Below are 25,555 nucleotides of genomic sequence, written 5' to 3'. Positions count from 1 at the left end.
GGAGCAGCCGATGGGAGAGTGACTTAGAATGAGCAAGCTTACACAAGCGGAGTTGGATTCGCAAGCAGGGGCACAGCAGACCGATACAGTAGGATCAGGTACACCGGATGTTACAGCAGGCAAGCTGAGTGCAGTGTTCCCTTCTTACGCCAGATATGATATCAGCTTAGTTAAAGGCAAGGGTACCTGGGTATGGGATGATAAAGGCAATAAGTATCTGGATTTCACCAGTGGATTGGCTGTGACCAGTCTAGGTCATGCTCCTGAAAAAGTCGGCGCTAAGCTGAAGGATCAGATTGATACGCTCTGGCATGTCTCGAATCTGTTCCATATTCCGGGACAAGATAAAGTTGCCAACCTTCTGACAGAGAATAGCTGCGCTGATCAAGTATTTTTCTGCAATAGCGGGGCAGAAGCGAATGAGGCTGCTATTAAGCTGGCCCGCCGTTACCATCAGAAGATTAAAGGTGTCGACCGTTATGAGGTTATCACATTCGAACAATCCTTCCATGGACGTACACTGGCAACACTAACAGCTACAGGCCAGCAAAAGGTAAAAGAAGGCTTCCTGCCGCTTCCAGCAGGTTTCAAGACCGTACCCTTGCATGATCTCCCAGCGTTAGAAGCTGCTATCGGAGATCATACAGCTGCTATCATGCTGGAGATGGTACTTGCAGAGGGTGGCGTGCTTGAGGTAGAACCTGAGTTCTTGAACGCTGTAGTGGCCTTGTGTAAGAAACACGGATTGCTTCTGATTGTAGATGAAGTACAGACAGGTATGGGACGTACAGGCAAGCTGTTCGCTCATCAGCATTATGGAATTGAACCGGATATTTTCACCTTGGCAAAGGGGATTGCTAGTGGGTTCCCGGCAGGTTTAATGCTTGGCAAAGGATATTTGCGTGAAGCCTTCTCAGCGGGCAGCCATGCGTCCACCTTCGGGGGAACACCGCTAGCAACAGCTGTTATGGCAGCGACGATTGAGACGATGCTGGAAGATGAGCTTCCACAGCGCGCCGAAGAAATGGGTAAATACCTGACAGGTCTTTTGAAAGAGAAGCTGGCGGACTGTTCTTTTGTGAAGGATATCCGTGGTAAAGGGCTGTTGATCGGGATTGAATGTCAATCCCCAGTGGGCGATATTGTACTGGCTGGACAAAAGAAAGGCCTGTTGTTCGTGACAGCCGGTCCTAATGTTCTTCGTCTGCTGCCTAATCTATATGTAAGCAAAGAGGAGATCGACCAAGCGGTGGACATCCTATGCGAACTCATTCATACTTATGCTAAACAAGCAAACGGGGAGGTAAGCTCATGAGTCAGGGCGTACAGAGTAACAAACACACCATTGCGCAGCAACTGAAAGGCCGTGATTTACTGGAGCTGAACGATTACAGCCCGGAGGAAATTACGTATCTGATTGAATCGGCGATTGAGCTGAAGAAGAAGCAGAAAAATGGCGAAGAATTTCAGCCGCTGAAGGGGAAAACGATTGGTCTTATTTTTGAAAAATCCTCTACACGTACGCGTGTGTCGTTTGAAGTTGGAATGTATCAGCTGGGAGGGCATGCCCTTTTCTTGAGCAAAAATGATATCCAGCTTGGACGCGGAGAAACTGTTGGTGATACAGCGCAAGTAATGTCGCGTTATCTCGATGGAATTATGATCCGTACCTTCGGCCATGACAAGGTTGAAGATCTCGCTCGTTATGCTTCTATTCCCGTAATCAACGGTCTTAGTGACCTGGCACATCCTTGCCAAGTGCTGGCGGATTATCAAACGATTTATGAGCACAAAGGAAAGCTCAAAGGCCTGAAGCTGGCTTACATCGGCGATGGCAACAATATGGCGCATTCCTTAATGATTGGCGGAGCTAAGCTGGGCGTGGACGTATCTATCGCCGGACCGGAAGGTTATGAGCCAGATGCAGCGGTTGTCGCAGAAGCTCGTGAGATCGCTAAAGAAACCGGAGCGAAGATTGTGGTCACTCGCAGCCCGCAAGAAGCTGTACAAGACGCTGACGTCATCTATACAGATGTATGGGCGAGTATGGGCTTCGAGGAGGAGCAAAAGGCACGTGAAGCGGCATTCAAGGACTATCAGGTCAATGAGGAGCTTGTAAAAGGCGCTAAGAGCGATTATCTCTTCCTGCACTGCCTGCCAGCCCACCGTGAGGAAGAGGTCAGCACAGGCGTGATTGACGGCCCTAACTCGGTGATCTTTGATCAGGCTGAGAACCGCCTGCATGCGCAAAAAGCTTTAATGGCTGCGTTGATGAGTTAAGGAATTTAAAAAATATAAAATATAAATCACTATATAAATTGAATTAATGTTGGGCGAAGTTAGACTTTGGACGATGGAGTAATGGAGCGGAATTTTTGGAACTGTAGGAGCGTAGCGTTCGCCTTTATCATCAGATTTCATCTGCACAATGCGGTTTGAAATAAAAGAAATCTGATGATAACAGCGACCGGAAGTCCAAATATTCAGTGTAATTGCGATTTATCGTCAGAGTGCTGGCAAAGGCACGTTTATTTTAATTTATATAGCCCACACGAAAGGAAGTTGCCACACCATGGCTAAAGAAAAAATTGTACTCGCCTATTCCGGCGGATTGGATACATCTGTTATTTTAAAATGGCTTAAAGAAACTTATGACGCGGAGATCATCGCCTTCACAGCCGATATCGGCCAAAAAGAAGAGCTCGACGGTCTGGAGGAAAAAGCACTCGCTACTGGCGCATCGAAAGTATACATCGACGACCTGCGCGATGAGTTCGCTAGCGATTTCATCTACCCGATGTTCCAATCTGGCGCACTTTATGAAGGCCAATACTTGCTCGGAACTAGTATTGCTCGTCCATTGATCGCTAAGCGCATGGTAGATATCGCCATCGCTGAAGGCGCAACGGCTATCGCGCACGGCGCGACAGGCAAAGGGAATGACCAAGTCCGTTTCGAGCTTGGCGTAGCTGCATTGGCTCCGAACATTAAGGTGATTGCACCTTGGCGTCTGGAAGAGTTCCGCAATCAATTCCCAGGTCGTGCGGAAATGATCGCTTATGCGGAAGCTAATGATATTCCGGTACAAGCCTCTGCGGCGAAGCCGTATTCGATGGACCGTAACCTGCTGCACATCAGCTATGAGAGCGGCGTATTGGAAGATCCTTGGTTCGATCCAAGTGCACCAGAGAACAAAGGAATGTTCCTGCTGAGCAATGCTCCTGAGGATGCTCCGGATGAAGCGGAATATTTGGAGCTCGAATTCGTTAAGGGAGACTGCGTAGCCCTGAATGGTGAGTCTTTATCCCCACTTCAAGTTATGGAGAAACTGAATGATCTAGGTGGTAAACACGGCATCGGACGTGTAGATATGGTTGAGAACCGTTTTGTCGGCATGAAGAGCCGTGGGGTGTATGAGACTCCAGGTGGAACGATCCTCTTTGTCGCTCATCGCAAAATGGAGTCCATCACGATGGACCGTGAAGTTATGAACCTGCGTGACAGCCTGATCACCCGTTACAGCACTTTGGTGTATAACGGTTTCTGGTTCGCTCCAGAGCGTATTGCACTGCAGGCTCTTGTGACGCAAAGCCAACAAAATGTAACGGGTACTGTTCGTATTAAACTGTACAAAGGCAATATCATTGGCGCTGGAGTGAAGAGCCCAGTCAGCCTATACAACCCTGAGATTGCAACGATGGAAGCTGATCCTACACAAGCTTATGATCAAGGGGATGCCACTGGTTTTATCCACTTGAACGCATTGCGCCTTAAAGTTTCTACAGGTGTAAATGGTGCTTCTAAATAGTACGATAACATAAACTTAAACGGGCAACCCCGAAGGCCGTTCCTCCCGTCAGGATAGGAGCGGCCCTCTGGCGTCCAAGAGGAGGAAACAACAGGTGAGCAAGCTTTGGGGCGGACGGTTTACTAAAGGAACGAACAAGCTGGTGGAGGAATATACGGCTTCCATTGGCTTTGATAAGGCTTTGGCCAAAGAGGATGTGCAAGGCAGTCTGGCACATGTCACGATGCTGGGCAAATGCGGAATCCTTCCACAAGAAGACGTGGAAACAATCAAACAAGGTCTGAACAAAGTGCTGGACAAGGTCAATGCTGGAGAGGTTGTTTTCTCAGTATCGGATGAAGACATCCATATGAATATTGAAAAACATCTGATCGAGGAAATCGGTCCAGTTGGTGGTAAGCTGCACACAGGACGTAGCCGTAACGATCAAGTGGCGACGGACATGCACCTTTACTTACGTGGCCGTGTAGTTGAGCTAGTTAGTTTGCTGCATGAGCTGCAGGAAGCTTTGATCGAACAGGCAAAAGACAATGTGGAGACCATCATCCCTGGTTATACGCATTTGCAACGGGCACAGCCGATCCTGTTTGCTCACCACCTGTTGGCTTACGTATCGATGTTCCGCCGCGATGCAGAACGTCTGACGGACAGCTACAAACGGATCAACGTGCTGCCACTCGGAGCAGGAGCGCTTGCTGGAACGACCTTCCCGATTGACCGTCATTTTGTAGCGGAACAACTGGGTTTTGACAGTGTGTATGAGAACAGTCTGGATGCTGTCAGCGACCGCGATTTCATCGTGGAGTTCTTGGCGAATGCTTCCCTTATCATGACACATCTATCCAGACTCAGTGAGGAACTGGTCCTGTGGAGCAGCACAGAGTTCAGCTTTGTAGAACTGGATGATGCTTTCTGCACAGGCAGCAGCATTATGCCGCAGAAGAAGAACCCTGACGTACCAGAACTGGTACGGGGCAAAACAGGCCGCGTTTACGGCAACCTGATTGGTTTGCTGACGGTGCTGAAATCATTGCCACTGGCGTACAACAAGGATATGCAGGAAGACAAAGAAGGCATGTTCGATACGGTTACTACGCTGACTGGTGCACTACAATTGTTCGCACCAATGATCTCCACTATGAAGGTGAACAAAGGTCGTATGCGTGAAGCTGTGAACACGGATTTCTCGAATGCAACGGATATCGCCGACTTCTTGGTAGGCAAGGGTCTTCCTTTCCGCCAAGCGCATGAAGTAATCGGGAAAACGGTACTCTACTGTATCAATGAAGGCAAGTTCCTCTTGGATCTGACGCTGGAAGAGTTCAAGCAATTTTCACCGCTTTTCGACGAGAATATCTATGCTGTTCTTCAACCGGAAGCTGTAGTTAACGCTCGTAACGTTTATGGCGGCACAGCCACCGTTCAGGTGAAGGCTGCAATTGAACGGGCGGAGCTGGCATTGCACGAAGCTAATGAATGGGTTGTACAACACGGGGATGCTATATTGTAAACCGTGTCCATATCAAATCTCGCCTCAGTCCTTTATAGGTGGCAGGCGGGATTTTTTTTATTATCTAAATGAACTATGACTGGATTAGCAGTATTCTTTACGGTTATCCTTAGGTTAGGATAGGAGGGTTCGTAGATATGAACAGAAAGCAAACCCTAGACGAGCTTAGATCGGAATTAAAAGTAGGCAATCATATTATTGGAGTAGCCACCGGTGCTGGTATAACGGCAAAGTATGCGAAGCAGGGTGGAGCTGATTTCATTCTGATGTTAAACTCGGGTAAATTTCGCCAGATGGGGAGGAGCTCTCTCGCTGGTATTTTACCATTTTGTAATAGCAATGATATGGTGATGGACTTTGCATCTAGAGAGATCATACCGTTGGTCAGAGATATCCCTATTATTTTTGGCCTCAATGCAACTGATCCGACAAAAGATATGGAATCCTATATAAGTGAAATAAAGAATAGAGGCTTTGCCGGCATTAATAATTACCCCACGGTTGGTTTAATAGATGGTCAATTTGGAGAAGCGCTCGAAGAAGAGGGGAATGGTTATCTACTTGAAGTAGAAGCCATAAGAATAGCCCATGAGAAGGATTTGTTTACCATTGCCTTTGTATTTGACGAAATCCAGGCAGCACAGATGATTGAGGCTGGAGCGGACATTATTTGTGCACATCTAGGTCTAACAGAAGGCGGGTTATTAGGCGCTAAGAAAGTATTCTCTCTGGAAGCGGCCAAGGTTAAAGCGGACAAGATATTTAATACATGCAATGAGTTAAAGCCAGATTTAATTAAGCTGGTTTACGGTGGTCCGGTGAAAACGCCAATTGATGTGCAATATATGTACAGCAATAATCAAAACTTGATGGGATATATCGGTGGCTCTGCTTTTGAAAGAATTCCATCGGAGAAGTCCATTACGAATATAACCAAAGCTTTTAAAGTGTCGGGGACGCTGGATGAAGATGATTTTATGGTCAAAATGTTAGATGGCATCACAAAGCACTATGATTATGTTGAATTTGTAAAAGAATACGTAGCTCAAAATTATATGAATGATATCTTGTTTGCAGATTTAGCTAAGGTGGCGCATGTATCCCGAAGTTACTTGAGCAGTTTGTTCACCAAAAAAGTAGGATGCAGCTTCCAAACGTATCTTGTGCAATTTCGGATGGATAAGGCGGCGGAAATATTACATAGAGACCATATCCAGTTATCTGAGCTAGCGCCATTAGTTGGATACCAGGATTATGCGCAGTTTAGCAAAATGTTCAAGAAGTATAAAGGGTACTCTCCAAAACAATATAAATCTAACATAAACACAAAAACATAAGACATAAAAGCGTTTTCATCTATAAATCAAAGAAGTATGATTAACTCATAAGTTGATCATGCTTTTTTTTTGAAATATAAGAAAGCATAAGTTTCACATTATACATTATGCTTATATTTCTTGTTGCAGATATTTGAAGAGGAGGTTGAAGAAATGAAGACGATTGCTATTGCCGGAACTTTTGACACCAAGGGTGAAGAATATCTCTACATTAAAAATTTATTGGAAAGCTTGGAGCTGGGTACGTTTACAATTCATACAGGTGTGTTTGAGCCCACTTTTACACCGGATATCTCTAATAGAGAAGTAGCAGCAGCCGCGGGTGTAAGTATAGATGAGCTCGTTGCCAAAAAAGATAGAGCACTAGCAACAGAATTATTAGCCAAAGGTATTGAAAAATTAGTACCTGAATTATATAAGCAAGGCAAATTTGATGGAATTATCTCCTTTGGGGGCACTGGAGGCACTTCACTTGTAACACCGGGTATGCGGGCATTACCTATTGGTGTACCTAAAGTGATGGTTTCGACCGTAGCTTCAGGGAATACTGCTCCATATGTAGGCACTAGTGATATTGTCATGATGCCATCCGTAGTGGATGTTGCCGGACTGAACTCTATTTCAACAAAGATTTTTACTAACGCAGCTTTCGCCATCGCCGGTATGCTTAAATTTGAGAATAAACAAGTGATAGAGAAAAAACCATTAATAGCTACAACAATGTTTGGGGTAACAACCCCCTGTGTGACGGCAGCCCGTAACTATCTTGAAGCTAGAGGATATGAAGTGCTTGTATTCCATGCAACAGGTGTAGGTGGCCAGTCCATGGAAGCGCTAATCGAGGCTGGTTTTATTGAAGGTGTATTGGATCTGACCACAACAGAATGGGCGGACGAAATTATTGGCGGCGTGCTGAATGCTGGACCTCATCGGTTAGAAGCTGCTGGTAAACATCATATTCCACAGGTTGTCTCGGTAGGCGCGCTTGATATGTGCAACTTTGGCCCTTATGATACGGTACCAGCCAAATTTGCTGGACATAAGTTTTATAAACACAATCCAACAGTTACTCTGATGAGAACAACAGTAGAAGAAAATGAAGCCATCGGCAAAAAGCTTGTCGAGAAATTAAATATGGCCAAAGAGAAAACGGTGTTAATGCTGCCGCTTAAAGGGATATCCGGCATTGATGTTGCAGGGGAAGCTTTTTATGGGGTAGAGGAAGATCAAATGTTATTTGATACTTTAAGAAATGGTGTAAACAGAAATGTTGTAGAGGTTATCGAAATGGATTGTGCCATTAATGATGTGGAGTTTGCAGAAGCAGCAGCGCAGAAGCTAATAGATCTCATGAGCAAATAAGGCTTTTATAAGATAAATAAATATTTAAATGGAGGCGTTACACATGAACAAAAATACAAGAACTGAAATCATGGCGAAGTTTAGAGAAGAAGTGGCAAATGGAAAGATTCTTTTAGGCGTGGGGGCTGGCACTGGAATTACTGCAAAAAGCAGCGAAGCTGGCGGAGCAGATATGCTGATTGTTTATAATTCAGGAAGATACAGAATGGCAGGCCGTGGATCACTGGCAGGGTTATTATCTTATGGGGATGCCAACCAAATTGTGGTCGAAATGGGCTCGGAGGTATTGCCTGTTGTAAAAAACACCCCTGTATTAGCAGGCGTATGCGGAACAGATCCATTTAGAGTAATGGAGGTTTATTTAAAACAACTTAAGGAACAAGGTTTTAGCGGCGTACAAAATTTCCCAACCGTAGGTTTGATCGATGGCGTATTCAGACAGAATCTAGAAGAGACCGGCATGGGATATGGTTTAGAAGTAGATATGATTAGAGCTGCGCATGAATTGGATATGCTCACCACTCCTTATGTATTTGATCCTGAGCAAGCAAAAGCCATGGCAGAAGCCGGCGCAGATATTTTGGTGGCACATATGGGCTTGACTACCAAAGGTACAATTGGAGCTAAGACTGCTCTTACATTGGATGATTGTGTAGAAAGAATCGAAGCGATTATTAAAGCAGGGAAAGCAGTAAATCCAGATATTATGGTAATTTGTCACGGCGGACCGATTGCAGAGCCAGAAGATGCGGCGTACGTAATTGAACGGACAGAAGGCATAGACGGATTCTTTGGTGCATCGAGTATTGAAAGATTTGCTGCTGAAAAAGGAATCACAGAACAGACTGGATTATTTAAAAAAATCACCAAACAAGCATAATTGCCTTCGGCGTTCTTATAAGGACGGTAAGCAATTAAGCGAGAAGAACCCTCCGAAGAGGGCAATCTGAGTAGAACAGATATTAAGGTGCAGCTTATGGCTGCATCTTTTTGTGGTCTATTAAGTACAGCTAGTTACTTTTTAAAGGTAGCCATGCCAGCACATCGCGGATTTTGGCATCCCAGTATCCCCATTCATGTGTCCCCGGACCTTCTTCATAGGTTAAAGAAAGTGAGGTTGCCTGGCAGGCATCGCGGAATCTCAAGTTATCGGTATATAGGAAATCTTCTGTGCCACAGCATTGATACAACGCTGGTTTTGGTCCCGTGGAGCGGTTCACTTCCTCAAGCAGCCAAAGAAGGTCTTCCGGCGTTCCAGCGGTATCTTCTTTTCCGAAGATCATTTCGTATTCTTTGCTTTTAGTGGTAGCACCTTCCCCGTTCAAGAAATTATGCGCCATATCAAGTGCTCCAGACAAACTCGCTGCTGCTGCAAAAGATTCCGGTTTACGCAGTCCCAGCTTAATCGCTCCATAACCACCCATCGACAACCCGGCTACAAAGTTCTCCTCGCGTTTATCGGAAAGCGGGAAAAATGAGCGCGCCAGCATCGGCAACTCCTCACTAATGAAGGTCCAATAACGGCCCCCCATGGCCATATCTGTGTAGAAACTGCGGTGCACATTTGGCATTACCACAGCTATCCCCATCTCCGCTACATACCGTTCTATGGAAGTCCGGCGCAGCCAGATCGAATCATCGTCAGACAAGCCATGCAGTAAATACAAAGTAGGGTGAAGATCACCTCTTGTTACATTACTCATCCCGATTTGTGTAGTTGTTTTTTGCGGCAAAATTACAGTCATTGAGGTATTCAAACCTAGTACTTCAGAATAAAATTTGCACTCTATTAAAGCCATTTCATTCATCTCCTCTCTTTCCAAATCATAGCATAGACCAAAAGGGAGAGATATTGTAGAAATATCTGAATTATAAGGGGTTTGAGGATTGCTGTAGCTGGATATGAGAGAATATAATGGAAGTAGAAAATTTAGGAAAAACGTGCAAATACGAAAAGTATTTTCATAGGCGAGAGGCGGAAAGTAGGATGAAACCGGGCCTAAAGCAGGAAAAAGGATTTACATTAATCGAAGTGCTGGCAGCTATAGTTATTTTATCGATAGTTTCTCTGGTGCTTACGTCTTACTTTACTAACGCCATGAGTTACTCTAAATCGAACCAGAACAAAACGATTATGGTCAATCTGGCGCGGAATGCACTGTTTTATGTGGAGAAGCAGGATTTTAAGGCGATGAAGGAATTTTTTACGCAAGGGGAAGATGCGATAGAGGCTGAAAAATGCACCATAGTTAATTGCAGCTATAGTAATCTATTCTCAAACATGACAGCTTTGGCAAATGTTCTGAATCCAACAGTTAATGATATTCGTTATAAGATCAATATTATCTATCAACCGGAATTAGTCGATCATCCGTCCACTACTCCAATTGATAAATCAGCTGTAAAGGAGTATTTAATACCCGTTAAAGTTGAGGTAAGACGAGTAGAAAATAATGAACAGCCCGCTTATAACGTAATGTTGGAGGGATACATAACTGATGAAAGAATTCGCTAAACGACTTAGGTCGGAACAAGGTTTTACTTTGGTGGAATTAATTGCGGCACTGACTGTATTTGCTATGATAGTCGGTCTAATCTCTGGAGTTACTATGTATGGATTTCGCAGCTATCATAAAATCTCAGTTCAGAACGCTTTACGGGACGAAGCGGATCTGATCATGTCCTCTATTATTACTGAACTCTATACATATAGTCCTGAACGGCTACAAAATATATCTGGTGGAATTGAACTAATAAAAGACGGGAGTTCTCCGCGTGTGATTCGGGTATCAGGAAATGAAATTGTTATAAATGGTAAGGAAAGTGGAGCGGAATCTGGTTCTCCTATCGCGGTACAATCGAATATGGCAGGTTCTATCATAACTGCTTCCACATCAGATGGTAGATCATGTAATGTAGCCTCGCTATGCAATTCTGGTCTGATCCAGATTAAGTTGGTATTAAAGTATAAGGGAAATGATTCGGATAAGATGGAATTGGAAAGCCAATTTGGATTTTAGGAGGAAAACAGAGATGTTGAGGCGGGCAAGCCTTCGATCGGAACGAGGTTCGGCTTTGGTACTTGTGATGTTTATCGTCCTGTTGCTCACTATTTTAGGAGTTACGGTGCTTAGTGCTACGATTGGAGGAGCTAGGCGTACCGAAACTCGTGAGAATGATGTACAAAGCCTTCATTTAGCGCAGAAATCGATTGATGAGGCGATTGCCTATATTACAGCAGATTTAAATCAGAAAATACAAGTTAGTAGTAATACTACTCAGGCACAGTTTGATCAAGAAATAGAGACATTTTTAAGGGGCCTCAATTCTAATAAAGGAGCTTTTGTTACCGATACAAGTTTACAGGGAGCTAGCAATGAAATCACGGGAATTACTCTCGATGGCAGTTCTACAAGTAGTAAGCATGTAGTTACGATTAAGGCCAATGCAACGGTAAACGGCGTGTTAAGGACGTTGCAACAAAAGGTTGTGATTACGACATTCCCAGATTTTTTGAATTATTCATTGGGTTCTGAGGGAACGATCTATTTGAATGGTGCTCCTTATATTCAGGGGAATATTTATGCTGGAAATCAATTAAAAGTTAGCCAAGTGGCTAAGTATAGACATAACGCAGATTTGGAAAAACGCAGTCTATTTCCGTTAGTCGATGGAGAAGCTCATATTCAATCAATGAACGATCTGCTTTATTCCAGAACGGGTGATATTTTTGAAAAGGTGCCGACAATTGATGATGCCGACTATTCTTCACTAGATAATAGGGTGAAGACGATCGTTGAAAAAGCAAAGATCAAAAAGAAAACGACGTTTGTCCAAGTGAATGTGGAGGATTCCTTCCTAGATAAAGTTGCTGAAGCTTCAGGGTCGGCTGGAAATAAGAAGGTATTCAGCGATAGATATTATGAAGTGGCTGGATCAAATAGTAGTGAAGAACCCACTGCTAGAGGAACAAGATTAATTAACACGCTTCAGCAACCCGGAGGCATTTCCACCTTATGGATGCCTATGTTAGAAGATTTTGAGGACATTGCAACTGGTGATACAGATGAAGAGAAGGAGCAGGAGAAACATAGACTTTTCGAAGAAGCGAAGCTATCACTGAAGCAAAACCTTGAGAGATTGGAGAGAAGCACGATCTTTATAGGGAATCTAAAGTTGGATGGAGTAATGTTAAATCAGATAAGGGATATTTCTAAGCTTAATCTAAGCACTGGGGCTCATTGGCTTATTGTAAACGGTGATTTAACAATAGATAGTTATTCAACGGCCATTGTCCAAAGCAACATTTTGGTGACAGGGAATTTATATATCAGAGGAAAAGCTGAATTTGATTCTACTATGTTTGTGCTTGGAAAAACTGATATTGTGGATGCCACGATATCAGGAATACCAACTGCAGGTAGCGGAAGTAAAGAACTTGTATTGATCTCAAAGGGAGCTATACTTATTAATCGGGTTGAAGAGTTTAAAAATGAGGCTACAAGATTAAGAGCCTTTTTTTATACGGATAGTACGGCAGAGTTGTACGGTGTGGGCTCTATATTTTCACTGGATGGTGGCTTTTTTGCTAAAGGAGATTTGATTATCAATGCGGTTGTTGGCAAAGTCAAGAAGGAGACAGGATCTGCAAACTTTAATTTTGATATCCAGACGGAGGTTGAGTCTCCTCGTTTTATTGTTAATTATAATGAACAAGTATTCGAAGATCAAAATGTGGGACTGCCACGTGTGAATCAAATAAACATTAATGTAGGTCCCATCGAATTGTCGCCTTCTGGAAATTAAAGGATAATATGAATTATAAAAGCAGCCGATCAACTTCTGATCGGCTGCTTTTACATAATATAGATTTTGATGTGATTTAGTAGCGATTTTCTATAGTATCTTGTGTTCCAATAACCGTTATCGTATAAAACGCTTCAACTGTCTTTTTACTTTGGGTAATATAATAAGCTCTAATAATAGCCTCTCCTTTACTGATACCACGATAGACCCCATTCTGTTCTTGCAGAACAACTGGTTTAGAAGCATCCTCACTTGATTTGTTACTTACTATCTCCCATTGCAGTTTGTGTAAAATGCTATCAGGTAGATTTCCATAAGGAGTTATCCATAAGCAGGGTAGCAAATCAAGGGATTCCCCGACTGCGATTTTTCCTGATTCCGGGTGGAATAATAGTCCAGGATCAAGAGGCACACTTATTGTATGAATATTGCTGATAGTACCAGCGGCTTTGACCTGGATCTGAATATTTTCATGAGAACTTAAGCCCTTTAATATAACGTTCTTCGTGGAAGTTGTTATAGTTGAGACAGGAGTAGGATTATTCGCAGCGACAAATCCAGCATATTCAAGATCATTCCGGTTAACCAAACTCCATTCATACTGCTCTTTACTTGCGCTGTCAGGATCAGTAATTACCTCTAAATTAATTGTTTCTTCCTGGAAAACACTCTTAGATCCTTTGATTGTTAAGGACTTAAGTCCAACAGTTATTGTTTTGAAGGTATTAACGCCACCTGTATTCAAATCAGTAGTTACAGTAAGATTTACAGTATATACCCCTGATTTTGTTGCTGTAAGATGAGCCTGGTCGTTATCACTATTAAGAGCTACATCATTAGTTGGTAATCCATTTGCATCCACGACGCTCCATGAAAATTGGGTTCCCGTTTCTTTTGTTAAGTAAGTAGCGTTGAAATCTATTTTCTCATTTACAAGAGCACTGTTAGGTCCAACAATATTTAATTGTGGATCGAGAACAGTAACAGTAGCTTTTCTAGAAAGATTACTTCCATCGTTAGCAGCTACTGTAATTTCAGCAGAGCCAACCTTTTTACCAAACACGACGCCTAATGGACTAATACTAACAATATTATCGTTGCTTGATGTCCAGATCAGTTGATTAAATTTCTCCGACGGCTTGATAGTCAGAGAAAGCTTTTGGCTATCTCCTAATAAAAGTTGTGCTCCACTTAACTCTAAAGTAGTTATTCTGTCGATGGCAGTAATCGTCATCTCAGAAAATTTAATGATCGTACGCACTAGCGGATTAGAAGACGGTGTCGGCGTTGATGATGGTGTTGGTGTTGGTGTTGGTACAGGAATTGGTCCCGTATAGGGTAGGATATCAATATAGCATGATGCAGTACTCAGAGAAGCCGCAATTACATTGCCATATACATTCCCATTGCTGATGTTTAATGCTGCTTTAGGAGCCAGGATCGACCCTTTTATTTCTACCCCCGATATATTGACCGTTGTTGCATCTGGAAAGTTATATAGGATGTTGTTACCTGTTGTATTCTGCGGCAGATTAAAGGCTTTATGAACATTAACAGTTGGACCAGTAATAGTATAAATCATAGTAGAGCCTGAAGAAGCGGTAACATCAGTCCATCCTGCCTGATTAAAATAATCTGCTGTAAAGTTAAATATGTTGACTGAATGATCTCCTTTAATATATAAACCGTTATATTTTAGCTCTGTTGTTCCATTTTGCGGAACCGCAGCTAGTTGATTCGATAGATTCACATAATATTGTTGAGCTGACGCAAAATCGATAAGTGTATCGGTAACCTTCCTGTATGTTCCTGAGATGATGCTGCCACTATCAACTTTATTGAATTCTCCTTGGTGAATGATATTTCCATATACAGTACCATTGGTGAAATCTAGGTTACCACCAGTTACTATAGCATAAGGTACTTTGTTGCCGTTGGACATGTTAATGTCCACGCTACTGGTAGTAGTATCACCCCCAGCTGCCAGATTACCCCTCAAAGAAGCAGTCACTGTGGCTTTTCCAAATATAAAAGCATTATAATCACCAGCAATTCCAAGCCCGGAGCCAGTTGCAGAAACCGATGGGTTGAAATTAGAAGTAGCGCTAGATGATGGACTAGCCGTGACAACTGCTGTCGCCGTTGGAGTAGGAGATGCAGAAGGAACAGCATGAATATCTACGAAGTCAACTAAGGCATTATTGAATATATATCTTGCTGCTACATTTGCTGATACATTAATAGTGAATTTGATGGGTTCATTAGAATCGGGTTGGAACGTCTTAATCCCATTCACGTTCTTCAATGTATAAGTAATGTTATTAAGCGGCTTCTCTAATGTTAGTCCTGTTTCTACACTACCAGAAGGATTAGTCATCCCATCAGGTAAACCTGATGCTTCAAGTTTAATGTTCGCTGGTAGAGTATCACGGAAAATAATATTAGAAATTCTTTGATGATCGTAGGCTTGATCGATAGTACTTACTTGATCAAAAGGAATAGGCTTGGCTTGAATGATATAAGTGATAGTAAAAGGTTCGTTTTTTGCTACTTCGCCGCTAGTGCTAACATTGGTTGACAATTCCCGTGATAATTCAAGATTCGATCTTGCCTCCGAAATGGTAATATCAATATTTTTGGGAGCTGCATAAGCGCCTTGCTTATCACGCGCTGTAATTTCTATTGTGAGTTCACCACCGCTCGGCAGAGGGTTTGGAAATACCTGATGAATAGTTTCTCCTGAAAGAATTGCCTTCTCTGCCATCCCTGTATTAGGTAGATAAGTATCCCCGGACTTAAAACGAATAGTTGTAAATAAATCACGATCTTTTAAATCGGGGTCTTCGACAACATAATCTATTAATAGTTCATTCTGGTAAGAAGGCTTTATTTCACCTTGCTGAGGTGTTGATACAGTGATCTCTGGCGCATGATTTGCACCAATATACGCGCGATACATTGTATTGACGAAGAGCTTTTGCTCCCATTCCGGAAATTTAATGCTGGATGTTCCGAATACATGACCGGTACCTGAGTAAGTGACATTTCCTTTTGAGTATGTATAATAGTGGTTCCAGCTATCATCGATATCGCGCGAACTCCCGGTTATGTTATACCATGGGATGACCGAAGCATCCTCCAGATCCAAAGTGAAGTATTGATTATGTGTAGTTGCTACTTGTGGTGGAATAATATTTGTCTGCTCATTATTTGCATTGATAGTACTTAAGTAGAAAGGGTACTGGGTCAGCAAGCCATCATTGATTGGTTTGACTGTAGTTGAGGGACTAGGAGCGTTTAAACCTAAGTTTGTTTCCGGGTCGATCTGACCCGTGATTTTTTTGAATTTTTTAACCCAATTACTTTTATTTTGATATACCGTATCATGTGTGAACATAACGCTTTGTTTAGTAACCTCGGTAAAATCAATAACAGCCTGGGTTGCAAGGTCACTTAACGGGGCTTTGTCATTATAAACATCGCGAAATCCAAAAATGAGCATATCATATACGCCGTTTAATCCATATTTATTATCTTTGGCATACTGAGTCGCAATATCGGTGTTGAATTCGGAAATGGTCTTGGTTGTAATTTTTAACTCGTAGCTGCTATTACTTAGGAAGCTTTGCGTCATATTTTCAGGATTGCGTAAACTACTGCTTCTTTCATTAGCAGCGATAGTAGGCAACACCTGAAGAATATTAACGATTGTTTTCTTGCCAAGGAAATGAATCATACCACTATCAAAGTCTTTTAATTTGTTCGGATTTAAGTTATCTACGATTTCTAGCTTCCAATATAGAAGCCCGGAGTATGTATTAGGAAGCTTGTATACAATTTCACCATTAGGATCTTGATTTAAAGTCTGTACAGCTACGACGTCATTTTCAGTCATTTTAATCGACTTATCTACACTGACATACAATTTAGCTAGAATGGGACGTTCGTTGAGATTATTTACATTTGATACGTTGAATTTAAAACTAAGATTATTTCCGGGTTTATAAACATGTTCCTGATTCTGGCTGTAATCAATAATGTTAGCTTTATTAGTAATTTGAATACGAGGGCGTTGCTTTAAAAGATCCTTCTGAGCAGAAGGATCTTTTTTCAAATTTTCGATCCATGTATTTAACTCATTGTTATCGACGAACTTAACATTTGATTTGGGTGTTAATGTCCGGTAGGTATTGAAGGTGTTGTACAATATTCCGCGCTGGTTAGTTGTTTGCATATCAAACGGCTCTTTGTTGAGTAATACGTAAAGTCCTTTATTAATAAAATAATCGGTGATTTCTTTCGCTTTTAAATTAGTTATGTCATTCATAACTGCTTTGGTATTATGATCTTTTCCGGAGACCCCACTTGTACTGTAAGTTCCCTTCCCGATATATACTGCATCATATCTCCCGTCCAGATCATCCCGCAGCGCCACAAAGCGCTTCATACTCATCGTGTCAATGGTAAGGTTAGATATTCCCGTTTTTAGAGACGCAAGCTCACTAACCCCATTCTCCGTAACCTCCAGCATACGAATTTGGTATTCATTTGAACTGGCATCGACATTCATAAAGTGATTTTTGATCGGCAGAACAAGCAGAAGGAGAAGCAGGGTAGTTACTGTAAAAATAAAAACTTTTTTGTTGCTGGCAAGTTTCATTGTCATCTCTCCCTGATTGTTAACTATTGGCAGATATGGTCGTATTCCGTCTCGTATATGCTAGATTCCGACAGCCTTTTTCATTCCGTGTCGTTGTAAAATTATCCAATCTATGTTATATACATTCTAGGACATTCAGCATTGATAGACAACATAAATCTATTGAAATATACCTATTAAATTATAACTAAAGTCCTAGTTAGATTGAAAAATACTCAAAATTTACAAATTTATGGAAGGCGTATTTATGGTAATTATATCTTTCGTTTTCGAGCGAATTTTGCTGGGATTTTGATTTCTATTTTTATAAAAAATATCCATTATTTCAGCCGGCATAAATAACGGCATACGGAGATGAATAGACTTGGCTATCGCGAAAAAGAGACTGGGCGACTTGCTGGTAGAAAATAATATTATTTCGCAGGACCAATTGCTTGAGGCTCTCGCGGAACAGCGTAAGAGCAAACGTAAGCTCGGCGATCTGCTAATCTCTCAAGGCTATATTACGGAGCAGCAGTTGATTGAAGTGCTTGAATTTCAACTCGGCATCCCGCATGTCAGTTTATTTAAATACCAGATAGATCCCGCAATCACGCAGATAATCCCTGAAAGTATGGCTAAGCGATATCAGGTGCTTCCATTCTTAAAAGAGGGCGGCAAGCTGATGGTTGCGATGGCGGACCCGCTGGATTATTTTGCGATAGAAGATTTACGTATGAGTACTGGCTTCCGGATCGAACCCGCTATTTCTACGAGAGATGAGCTGCAGCGGGCGATTGCGCGTCACTATGGCATGCGCGATTCTATGAATCAGATGCTGGTAGAACTCCCGACACAGGAAGAAATAGAAGAGACAGAGATTACAGATGAGGACTCCCCAATCGTACGTTTGGTCAACCAGATGATTCAGCAGGCAGTTGCTCTGCGGGCGTCTGATATACATATGGATCCAGGTGAAAATAATTTAACCATCCGCTACCGCATTGACGGAACCTTACGGACAGAGCGGATTATTCCTAAGCAGATGCAGGGCTTTATCACCGCCCGTCTGAAAATAATGGCCCGCCTGAATATTGCAGAACGGCGTTTGCCGCAGGACGGGCGGATCAAAATGCAGTTCGATTACAAAATGGTAGATATTCGTGTGTCTTCATTACCAACGATGCACGGAGAGAAGATTGTGCTGCGGTTGCTAGACTTAAGCACAGGGGTCAAATCCATAGATGCTTTGGGATTCAGTGAGGGGAATGCAGAAGCTTTTAAGGAGATGATAGCTCGTCCTTATGGGATTTTGCTGATCACAGGACCTACCGGTAGCGGAAAAACAACAACTTTATATTCAGCGTTGAATCAACTTAATGTAGAAAGCGCAAATATTATCACAGTCGAAGATCCAGTGGAATACCAGCTTGAAGGAGTAAATCAGGTGCACGTAAACTCGGCTATTGGACTAACCTTTGCAGCTGGGCTACGTTCGATTCTTCGACAAGATCCGAATATCGTAATGGTTGGTGAAATACGGGATGCGGAAACTGCAGAAATTGCTGTTCGCGCCTCATTAACGGGTCATCTAGTATTGTCTACTTTACATACAAACGATGCGATTAGCTCCGTCTCCCGATTGCGGGATATGGGGGTAGAACCTTATTTGATCGCTTCTTCGCTGATTGGTGTGGTAGCACAGCGGCTGGTGCGCAAAATCTGCACTGACTGCAAAGAAACCTACAAACCATCTGAACAGGAAGCAATTATGCTACGTAGCTTAGGACTACCTGCGGAAGAATTACAGCGTGGACGCGGCTGTGGTAGCTGTAACAATTCTGGCTATCGTGGACGAATAGCGATTCATGAAGTACTCAGTATTGATGATCACTTACGGCAACTCATTACAAACACTGCCTCAGTAGAAGAACTGCGTGCAGCAGGTAAAGCGCGTGGGCTTGTTCAACTGATGGATGACGGACTGCTCAAGGTCAGTCAAGGAATTACAACGCTTCAAGAAGTCATGCGCGAGACGGTCTCACATTAGAGGTTAACAGGGATTTAGCATTCTAACTTAGGGGGAGCGGCTAATGCCAACGTATACGCGGGATATTAGACAACTATTACAAACGGCTTACTCCTCCAAAGCTTCTGACTTACATATTTCCGTAGGATCACCGCCGGTTATTCGGATGGATGGAAAGCTGCACTCGCTTGAGGGTGAATCCGTGGTTGCTGAAGAAGCGGCAGATATGGCCAAAACGCTACTTGGTAATGAACGAATTGAAGCATTTCGGAATGCGGGCGAGTTGGATTTTTCATATCCGCTTGATGGTGGGGTAAGATTCCGGGTGAACGTTTATCGTCAGCGGGGCGAGGTTAGTATCGCCGCCCGGGCCATTCCTGCAGAGATTCCGAGTCTGGAACAGCTGTCGATGCCTTCGATTTTAACTACTTTGTCGCTTAAGCCACAAGGTCTAATTTTGGTTACAGGACCCACAGGCAGCGGCAAATCTTCTACGCTTGCAGCTATGCTGAATTATATTAACCAGACGGAGAGCAAGCATATAGTGACGTTGGAAGATCCGATAGAATTTCTACATAACCATGGAACCTGTCTAGTAGATCAACGTGAAGTGGGAAGTGATACGGCTAGTTTTGCTAATGGATTACGTGCTGCCTTACGTCAGGACCCGGATGTTATTCTCGTTGGTGAGATGCGGGATTTGGAGACCATTTCAGCAGCGGTTACGGCCGCAGAGACAGGTCATCTTGTGATGGCAACCTTACACACCACAGACGCACCACAGACGATTGACCGAATTATCGACGCTTTTCCGGGCCATCAGCAGGGACAGGTTCGTTCACAATTAGCATCAGTGCTGCTGGCAGTAGTCAGTCAGCGGTTGTTCCCAAGGGCTGGAGGTCGGGGGCGTTTATGCGCTACGGAAATTTTGATCAATACACCAGCCGTAGCCAATCTTATTCGTACCGAAAAAACACATCAGATCAAAAATGTAATGCAAACCGGGCGCTCACAAAGCATGCACACCTTGGACATGAGCATCCGTGACTATTTATCGCAGGGGCTTATTGATCCAGCAGCAGCTAAGGCGTTTATGGCGGAGGTGAGCAGCTGATGCCTCTTTTTGAATATCAGGTGAAGACATCCGCGGGCAAATCTATCAAAGGGAAACTAACAGCAACCGATAAACCTACGGCGATGGAGGAGCTACGCAAGCGGGGACTTACGGTATTTTCACTGATTGAACGCAAAACCTCAATTTTATCGATGGACATTTATATTGGTAATCCCGTTAAGCCGCTTCATTTCATCATTTATTGCAGGCAGTTTGCCACGCTTATGCGGGCGGGGGTATCGATTGTGGATGCAACGCGTATTTTGGCAGAGCAGACCGAGAGTAAACCACTGCGTAAAGCGTTAGTAGATGTTAATTCCAGCCTGATGCGCGGGATATCGTTCTCACAAGCCGTTCAGGATCATAAAAAAATCTTCCCGCAGCTATTTGTCAGCATGATCCGTGCCGGTGAGGAATCCGGTGATATCGAAGGAACGTTGGACAGGTTGGCTATGTTTTTTGAGAAACAGCACACCACAACAGAAAAGATAAAGTCAGCGCTTACGTACCCAATTACCGTAGGGGTTATGGCGATTGCCGCGGTTATCTATCTACTTTGGGCGATTGTGCCGCAGTTTGTAACGATGTTTGAATCGATGGATGCCGAGCTTCCAGCAATTACACAGATGGTCTTGGCACTTAGCAAAAGCATTCAAGGTCAATGGTATTTCTGGATACTCGGAGTACTTCTCCTAGTGATAGCTTTTCAGATTACAAAACGTACGGAAAAGGGTGCTTACGCCCTTGATTATGCCAAGTTAAAAATTCCTGTGTTCGGCAAGCTGAATCAAAAGGGCTCTATTGCTCAGTTTACGCGTACTTTTTCTTCTCTTTATGCCAGCTCTGTACCGATCCTACAGTCCTTGGTGATTGTTGAGGAGGTAGCAGGAAATAAGGTCATCGGGAAATTCATCCGTAGTGCAGGGGATTCGCTGCGACAAGGAAATCCACTATCTGAGCCGCTAAAAAAAGCCTGGGTCTTCCCGCCACTAGTTACGCAGATGATAGCGATTGGCGAAGAGACAGGGGCGCTCGACACGATGTTGTCCAAGGTAGCTGACTTTTATGAGATGGACGTTGAGAATACCGTCGACCGTTTGAAGTCGCTGCTTGAACCGCTGCTGATTGCTTTTTTAGCTGCTGTTGTAGGTGTCATTGTGGCTGCCATTATGCTGCCAATGTTCAGTCTGTACGGAAATATGTGAACCTCTTGGTTCCTTGTATATTTTGAGAGGGGTGACGCCGGGGAGGCGGGGCAAGATCCACGAACTTACGCTGGCGATTAGACGACGATGGACGAGCTGTTTCCGTAAGCACAAGAAAGATGATGCTGGATTCACTGAAATAAAGGATATAGGTCTTATCATCACACATCACTTAGAGGGGGAAATCAAATGTTAGCACAAGCGATTAAGAGAAGATTAAGCAAAGAGGAAAATCAAAAGGGGTTTACGCTGATTGAGTTGCTGGCGGTTATCGTTATTTTGGGGATTATTGCGGTTATTGCTATACCTATGATTGGTGGAATTATTAATAAATCAAAAACGGATGCAGATTTAGCAACTGCTCGACAGCTTTATGATGCATCTCGTATGTATATTATGGGCGAATTAGATGGAGATTTTAAAGATAAGACAGTAACTCTTGAAGCACTTAAGGATAAAAAATATATTGATCAGACTCTTGTTTTGCCTAGTACAAAAAAATCGTTAGATGGTACAAAAACAACAATAGTATATACTTCGGGCGGAGTACTTCAAAAAGTAATATTAGATCCAGTTCCTACGGGTGAGAGTGGTGAATATTCAGCTGATAAGGTGCTTAGTGCAGAGCCAGCAGCGTCACCAACACCAACACCAAAAAATTGATCTGGTGGCTAACAGGAATATCTAATTAATATCTATAAATTTAAACGTAGAATCTATCCTAAGGAATCGGACTTCCCGATTCCTTTTTTAAAATCCAGAAGCTAACAGAGGACAGCCATGACGATATTTATCGCAAGTTACATCACATTACTGGGTCTGATTCTAGGCTCCTTCTATAACGTAGTGGCGCTACGGGTGCCGGTCAAGGAATCTTTGCTTAATCCGCCGTCACATTGCCCGAACTGCAACACGCGGTTGAAAGCGTGGGATTTGTTTCCGGTGGTAAGCTACCTGCTGTCAGGAGGCAAATGCCGATACTGCGGCACAAGGGTATCGCCATTATACCCGCTTGGAGAAGCGGCAACGGGTTTGCTTTTTTTATGGGTGTATTTGCAATTCGGCCTGACGGGTAAGGGAATCATCGGGTTCATTCTTGTGAGTTTAGCGGCTATCGTGACGGTTGCGGATTTGAAGTACATGCTGATTCCCAACAAGGTATTGTTGTTTTTTTTACCGCTGCTGCTGATTCTTGTACTGCTAATTCCGGAAGGACCGCTATGGCATCACCTGCTAGGAGCTGTGCTTGGGGGAGGGGTTCTTATCCCTTTTGTTCTATTAGGTGGCATGGGGGCTGGAGATGTGAAGTTATTTGCGCTGCTGGGCTTGGTGATTGGCTTTCCGAATGTGATTTTGGCCTTTTTTGTGGCTTGTCTGCTTGGGAGCGTGGTGGGCGGACTGCTGATGCTGCTCGGTGTAATCAAACGTAAACAGCCGGTACCCTTCGGCCCATGGTTAGCTATAGGAGCTTTAATTAGTTTTGGATATGGCTCATACATCATCAGCGCGTATCTCTCGCTTATCGGATAGGAGGACATTGATCACATGCTTGGATTAGGCCCCAAAGTGGCCGGACTTTCAATTGAAGCTGCCGGAATCCGTTATATTAGTTTTAAGAATAAACAGTCATGGGAAGTCCGTAAAAAACGGTTTCTCCCGCTCCTTCCAGGCATGATCATTGAGAATCAGGTGGCGGATAGCGAGGCGCTTTATGATCGGGTAAGGCAGTGGGTGAAGAAGGAAGGGTTACGGGGCAGTAAGGTTTCTTTGTCCATTCCCCCTTCACAGATCATTATCCGTAAAATGAGTATTCCTAGTACCAACGACAAACAGGTAGAACAACTCGTGAAGCTGGAAGTGGAGACGGGACTGCATTTACCTTTTGAAAATCCTGTCTATGACTATGTAACGCTCGAAGTGGATGAGGAGCAAAGTCACCTGCTCGTATTTGCTGCTCCGCGAAAATCGATTCAGGATTACGTAGAAGTTCTGGAGCGGGCGGGTCTTCGGATAAGCAGTGTCGAAATTTCGGCAACCGCCTTGGCGCGTGCTATAACCACTGGGCACGGGGAGAGCTTTGCGGAGACGATGCTGATTAATATGGAGCCATCGGTAATGGACATTTATATGTTCAGAAACGGGAATCCGGTCTTCATTCGTACGATAAACTTACTTGATCTACATAAAGGAAGAAATTTAGCGGGAATGGATCTTTTGACAGACAGTGAAACCTTGGCAGAAACAGCTGTCGCTGTAGAAGAACATTTATCGCCCGAGCAAATGGTGGAAATCACTGCGGAAATCTCCCGTATGCTCAGCTTTTATCAATACAGCTTGCATGACGGTTCCACTCGTATCAATAATTTAGTGATTACGGGCACTCCCTCAATTCGTAAACAACTGGACCTAGAGCTCCAGCAGTCCCTAGCAGAACTTGAAATAACACCAATAAGTCTGGAACAGATGGCTAGTGCTGCTGTTTCTGACCCTGAACTAAATGATTACCGCGTAGCTGCCGGGACCGCTCTAAAAAATAGCATCAACACGGATACGATTGATTTATTGCCGAGAGAAGATCGGGAGACGTTGCTATTTCCTTATGTCACGATGGGGCTTGTAGCGATCTGGCTGCTGGGGATGATCGGAACGGGGATTTATTTTTCGGCCAATAAGGGTCAGATTTCTAATGGTAAAGAAGAGCTGCAAGGCCTGCAGGATCGCAGTTTAATGCTCCAAGTAGAGCTCGCGAAGCTTAAGAACAGCGGACCTGGACAGCTAGATCGGAAAGCAGCCATCACAGTACTTCAGGACAATAAGGTGATTGCAGTCCCTATCTTGGACGAATTTGTGGAAGGATTACCTAAGGAGGCACTAATCCGTGATATTAACTATACCTACCGGACATCTATAGATCTGACTGTAAATGTATCCACTATGGAGGATGCGTCCAACTATTTAAGACAACTTCGCCAAATGTCTTTTACGACCGATGCCTCTATTCAAAAGCTTACTGAAGGAGCCGAAGATGCCATTTCATACAATACGTATACGGCTATTTATAAAGTGAACTTAGCAGCGGCTAAGCAGCAGGCAAATAATACAGATGCAAGCCAAGGGGAGGTGATCAGCGATGGAACAGATCAATAAGTATCGCTCGCCGATTGTTCTGGGAGTGCTGATTTTGTTCCTGATATTGTTTGCGTTCTATATGCTGGGTGTTCAGCCGACCAATAAGGAAATTTCCGCACAGAGCAGCGAGATCGGTCAGTTGGAAAAGGAAGCAGAAGTCCTCCAAACCAAAATCAATGAGCTGAAGGGCAGCGGCACTGAGGGAGATCTAGAACAGAAGGAATTACTGGGGAAACTCCCAAAGGGCGATGACAGCGAAGGTCTGATTGTTGATTTGCGGGAGGTTAGCACGTCCTCACAAGCGCGGCTAAAGGATCTTAGTTTTGTTTTGGATGAGGCTAACCCGATTCAGCAAATGACAGGTTCAGCTGAGGTGTCATTCCCGACGGTCAAACAGATCAAAATGACTGCAGTGGTGGAGGGGACATATTCGGGGATACGGCAATGGATGGATGAACTACAAGCCTTACCCCGTATTGTGAATGTGGACTCTTTCAATTTCCAGCAATCCTACGAGGATCGTACTAAGAACAATACGGAGAGTATTTTGACTGCTAACGTAGCTTTTACAGCGTATTATGAGGCCACCTCAGCAGCATCCAATTAGGGTTCTTGT

General features: G+C 43.5%; 19 protein-coding genes. 17 read left to right on the top strand and 2 right to left on the bottom strand.

Annotation, left to right across the window (positions count from 1 at the left end; genetic code table 11):
- Nucleotides 1-28 precede the first annotated feature (28 nt).
- The 7 genes from MKX34_RS30060 to MKX34_RS30030 all read left to right on the top strand — a co-directional run bounded on the left by MKX34_RS30060 (nt 29) and on the right by MKX34_RS30030 (nt 8,897).
- Nucleotides 29-1,315, top strand: a complete 1,287-nt coding sequence (locus MKX34_RS30060) for an acetylornithine transaminase (RefSeq protein WP_036678520.1) — start codon at nt 29-31, stop codon at nt 1,313-1,315.
- The gene (gene argF / locus MKX34_RS30055; RefSeq protein WP_076144657.1) at nt 1,312-2,280 is read left to right on the top strand and encodes an ornithine carbamoyltransferase; all 969 of its coding nucleotides are present in this window, start codon (nt 1,312-1,314) and stop codon (nt 2,278-2,280) included. Before MKX34_RS30060 ends, argF begins: the two co-directional genes overlap by 4 nt.
- A gap of 292 nt (nt 2,281-2,572) precedes the next feature.
- A complete protein-coding gene (locus MKX34_RS30050) occupies nt 2,573-3,808 on the top strand; it encodes an argininosuccinate synthase (RefSeq protein ID WP_076137265.1) in 1,236 nt (411 codons plus the stop codon).
- Between the two features lie 94 nt (nt 3,809-3,902).
- The gene (gene argH / locus MKX34_RS30045; protein WP_036678523.1) at nt 3,903-5,318 is read left to right on the top strand and encodes an argininosuccinate lyase; all 1,416 of its coding nucleotides are present in this window, start codon (nt 3,903-3,905) and stop codon (nt 5,316-5,318) included.
- 137 nt (nt 5,319-5,455) lie between these two features.
- Nucleotides 5,456-6,655, top strand: coding sequence for a phosphoenolpyruvate hydrolase family protein (locus MKX34_RS30040; RefSeq protein ID WP_036678524.1), 1,200 nt, complete (start codon nt 5,456-5,458; stop codon nt 6,653-6,655).
- Between the two features lie 153 nt (nt 6,656-6,808).
- Nucleotides 6,809-8,017: a Tm-1-like ATP-binding domain-containing protein gene (locus MKX34_RS30035; protein ID WP_076297046.1), complete on the top strand. Its 1,209-nt coding sequence runs from the start codon at nt 6,809-6,811 to the stop codon at nt 8,015-8,017.
- 43 nt (nt 8,018-8,060) lie between these two features.
- Entirely contained in the window at nt 8,061-8,897 is an 837-nt protein-coding gene (locus tag MKX34_RS30030) for a phosphoenolpyruvate hydrolase family protein (protein ID WP_042192344.1), read from the top strand.
- 130 nt (nt 8,898-9,027) lie between these two features.
- Here the strand turns inward: MKX34_RS30030 and MKX34_RS30025 are convergent, their stop codons facing one another.
- Nucleotides 9,028-9,816: an alpha/beta hydrolase family protein gene (locus MKX34_RS30025; protein ID WP_076123851.1), complete on the bottom strand. Its 789-nt coding sequence runs from the start codon at nt 9,814-9,816 to the stop codon at nt 9,028-9,030.
- A 188-nt stretch (nt 9,817-10,004) separates the two neighbouring features.
- On the opposite strand from MKX34_RS30025, the gene MKX34_RS30020 reads away from it, so the two are divergent.
- Genes MKX34_RS30020 through MKX34_RS30010 form a run of 3 tightly spaced genes read left to right on the top strand, consistent with a single transcriptional unit; the run spans nt 10,005 to nt 12,823 of the window.
- Nucleotides 10,005-10,532 carry a type II secretion system protein gene (locus MKX34_RS30020; RefSeq protein WP_076107047.1) on the top strand — a complete coding sequence of 176 codons (528 nt, stop codon included), beginning with the start codon at nt 10,005-10,007 and terminating at the stop codon, nt 10,530-10,532.
- The gene (locus MKX34_RS30015) at nt 10,516-11,037 is read left to right on the top strand and encodes a type II secretion system protein (protein WP_076107049.1); all 522 of its coding nucleotides are present in this window, start codon (nt 10,516-10,518) and stop codon (nt 11,035-11,037) included. Before MKX34_RS30020 ends, MKX34_RS30015 begins: the two co-directional genes overlap by 17 nt.
- 13 nt (nt 11,038-11,050) lie before the next feature.
- Nucleotides 11,051-12,823, top strand: coding sequence for a hypothetical protein (locus tag MKX34_RS30010; RefSeq protein WP_076297047.1), 1,773 nt, complete (start codon nt 11,051-11,053; stop codon nt 12,821-12,823).
- A 76-nt stretch (nt 12,824-12,899) separates the two neighbouring features.
- Here MKX34_RS30010 and MKX34_RS30005 read toward each other — a convergent pair whose 3' ends face one another.
- Complete coding sequence (locus tag MKX34_RS30005) at nt 12,900-17,483, bottom strand: DUF5057 domain-containing protein (RefSeq protein ID WP_076297048.1); 4,584 nt, start codon at nt 17,481-17,483, stop codon at nt 12,900-12,902.
- Between the two features lie 364 nt (nt 17,484-17,847).
- On the opposite strand from MKX34_RS30005, the gene MKX34_RS30000 reads away from it, so the two are divergent.
- The 7 genes from MKX34_RS30000 (at nt 17,848) to pilO (ending at nt 25,546) form a co-directional block, all read left to right on the top strand.
- On the top strand, nt 17,848-19,512 hold the full coding sequence (locus MKX34_RS30000; protein ID WP_038573557.1) for an ATPase, T2SS/T4P/T4SS family: 1,665 nt from the start codon (nt 17,848-17,850) through the stop codon (nt 19,510-19,512).
- A gap of 43 nt (nt 19,513-19,555) precedes the next feature.
- Nucleotides 19,556-20,605 carry a type IV pilus twitching motility protein PilT gene (locus MKX34_RS29995; RefSeq protein ID WP_076179802.1) on the top strand — a complete coding sequence of 350 codons (1,050 nt, stop codon included), beginning with the start codon at nt 19,556-19,558 and terminating at the stop codon, nt 20,603-20,605.
- Nucleotides 20,605-21,810 carry a type II secretion system F family protein gene (locus MKX34_RS29990; RefSeq protein WP_076179803.1) on the top strand — a complete coding sequence of 402 codons (1,206 nt, stop codon included), beginning with the start codon at nt 20,605-20,607 and terminating at the stop codon, nt 21,808-21,810. The genes MKX34_RS29995 and MKX34_RS29990 overlap by 1 nt, the downstream gene beginning before the upstream one ends.
- A 189-nt stretch (nt 21,811-21,999) precedes the next feature.
- Nucleotides 22,000-22,473 carry a type II secretion system protein gene (locus MKX34_RS29985; RefSeq protein ID WP_076297049.1) on the top strand — a complete coding sequence of 158 codons (474 nt, stop codon included), beginning with the start codon at nt 22,000-22,002 and terminating at the stop codon, nt 22,471-22,473.
- A 117-nt stretch (nt 22,474-22,590) separates the two neighbouring features.
- Nucleotides 22,591-23,340, top strand: coding sequence for an A24 family peptidase (locus tag MKX34_RS29980; protein ID WP_076297050.1), 750 nt, complete (start codon nt 22,591-22,593; stop codon nt 23,338-23,340).
- Nucleotides 23,341-23,355: 15 nt separating this feature from the next.
- The gene (gene pilM / locus MKX34_RS29975) at nt 23,356-24,957 is read left to right on the top strand and encodes a pilus assembly protein PilM (protein ID WP_076297051.1); all 1,602 of its coding nucleotides are present in this window, start codon (nt 23,356-23,358) and stop codon (nt 24,955-24,957) included.
- The gene (pilO, locus tag MKX34_RS29970; protein ID WP_076297052.1) at nt 24,941-25,546 is read left to right on the top strand and encodes a type 4a pilus biogenesis protein PilO; all 606 of its coding nucleotides are present in this window, start codon (nt 24,941-24,943) and stop codon (nt 25,544-25,546) included. The genes pilM and pilO overlap by 17 nt, the downstream gene beginning before the upstream one ends.
- The last annotated feature ends 9 nt before the right edge of the window (nt 25,547-25,555 follow it).

The sequence above is a fragment of the Paenibacillus sp. FSL R5-0636 genome, assembly GCF_037974255.1.
GTDB lineage: Bacteria > Bacillota > Bacilli > Paenibacillales > Paenibacillaceae > Paenibacillus_AQ > Paenibacillus_AQ odorifer.
This window is presented reverse-complemented; position numbering and strand designations above follow the sequence as displayed.

What these genes read in the sequence shown, in the direction of transcription:
- MKX34_RS30060 (WP_036678520.1), top strand. Translation starts at nt 29, where the DNA reads ATGAGCAAGCTTACACAAGCGGAGTTGGATTCGCAAGCAGGGGCACAG.
- argF (WP_076144657.1), top strand. Translation starts at nt 1,312, where the DNA reads ATGAGTCAGGGCGTACAGAGTAACAAACACACCATTGCGCAGCAACTG.
- MKX34_RS30050 (WP_076137265.1), top strand. Translation starts at nt 2,573, where the DNA reads ATGGCTAAAGAAAAAATTGTACTCGCCTATTCCGGCGGATTGGATACA.
- MKX34_RS30040 (WP_036678524.1), top strand. Translation starts at nt 5,456, where the DNA reads ATGAACAGAAAGCAAACCCTAGACGAGCTTAGATCGGAATTAAAAGTA.
- MKX34_RS30035 (WP_076297046.1), top strand. Translation starts at nt 6,809, where the DNA reads ATGAAGACGATTGCTATTGCCGGAACTTTTGACACCAAGGGTGAAGAA.
- MKX34_RS30030 (WP_042192344.1), top strand. Translation starts at nt 8,061, where the DNA reads ATGAACAAAAATACAAGAACTGAAATCATGGCGAAGTTTAGAGAAGAA.
- MKX34_RS30025 (WP_076123851.1), bottom strand. Translation starts at nt 9,816, where the DNA reads ATGGCTTTAATAGAGTGCAAATTTTATTCTGAAGTACTAGGTTTGAAT.
- MKX34_RS30020 (WP_076107047.1), top strand. Translation starts at nt 10,005, where the DNA reads ATGAAACCGGGCCTAAAGCAGGAAAAAGGATTTACATTAATCGAAGTG.
- MKX34_RS30015 (WP_076107049.1), top strand. Translation starts at nt 10,516, where the DNA reads ATGAAAGAATTCGCTAAACGACTTAGGTCGGAACAAGGTTTTACTTTG.
- MKX34_RS30010 (WP_076297047.1), top strand. Translation starts at nt 11,051, where the DNA reads ATGTTGAGGCGGGCAAGCCTTCGATCGGAACGAGGTTCGGCTTTGGTA.
- MKX34_RS30005 (WP_076297048.1), bottom strand. Translation starts at nt 17,483, where the DNA reads ATGAAACTTGCCAGCAACAAAAAAGTTTTTATTTTTACAGTAACTACC.
- MKX34_RS29995 (WP_076179802.1), top strand. Translation starts at nt 19,556, where the DNA reads ATGCCAACGTATACGCGGGATATTAGACAACTATTACAAACGGCTTAC.
- MKX34_RS29990 (WP_076179803.1), top strand. Translation starts at nt 20,605, where the DNA reads ATGCCTCTTTTTGAATATCAGGTGAAGACATCCGCGGGCAAATCTATC.
- MKX34_RS29985 (WP_076297049.1), top strand. Translation starts at nt 22,000, where the DNA reads ATGTTAGCACAAGCGATTAAGAGAAGATTAAGCAAAGAGGAAAATCAA.
- MKX34_RS29980 (WP_076297050.1), top strand. Translation starts at nt 22,591, where the DNA reads ATGACGATATTTATCGCAAGTTACATCACATTACTGGGTCTGATTCTA.
- pilM (WP_076297051.1), top strand. Translation starts at nt 23,356, where the DNA reads ATGCTTGGATTAGGCCCCAAAGTGGCCGGACTTTCAATTGAAGCTGCC.
- pilO (WP_076297052.1), top strand. Translation starts at nt 24,941, where the DNA reads ATGGAACAGATCAATAAGTATCGCTCGCCGATTGTTCTGGGAGTGCTG.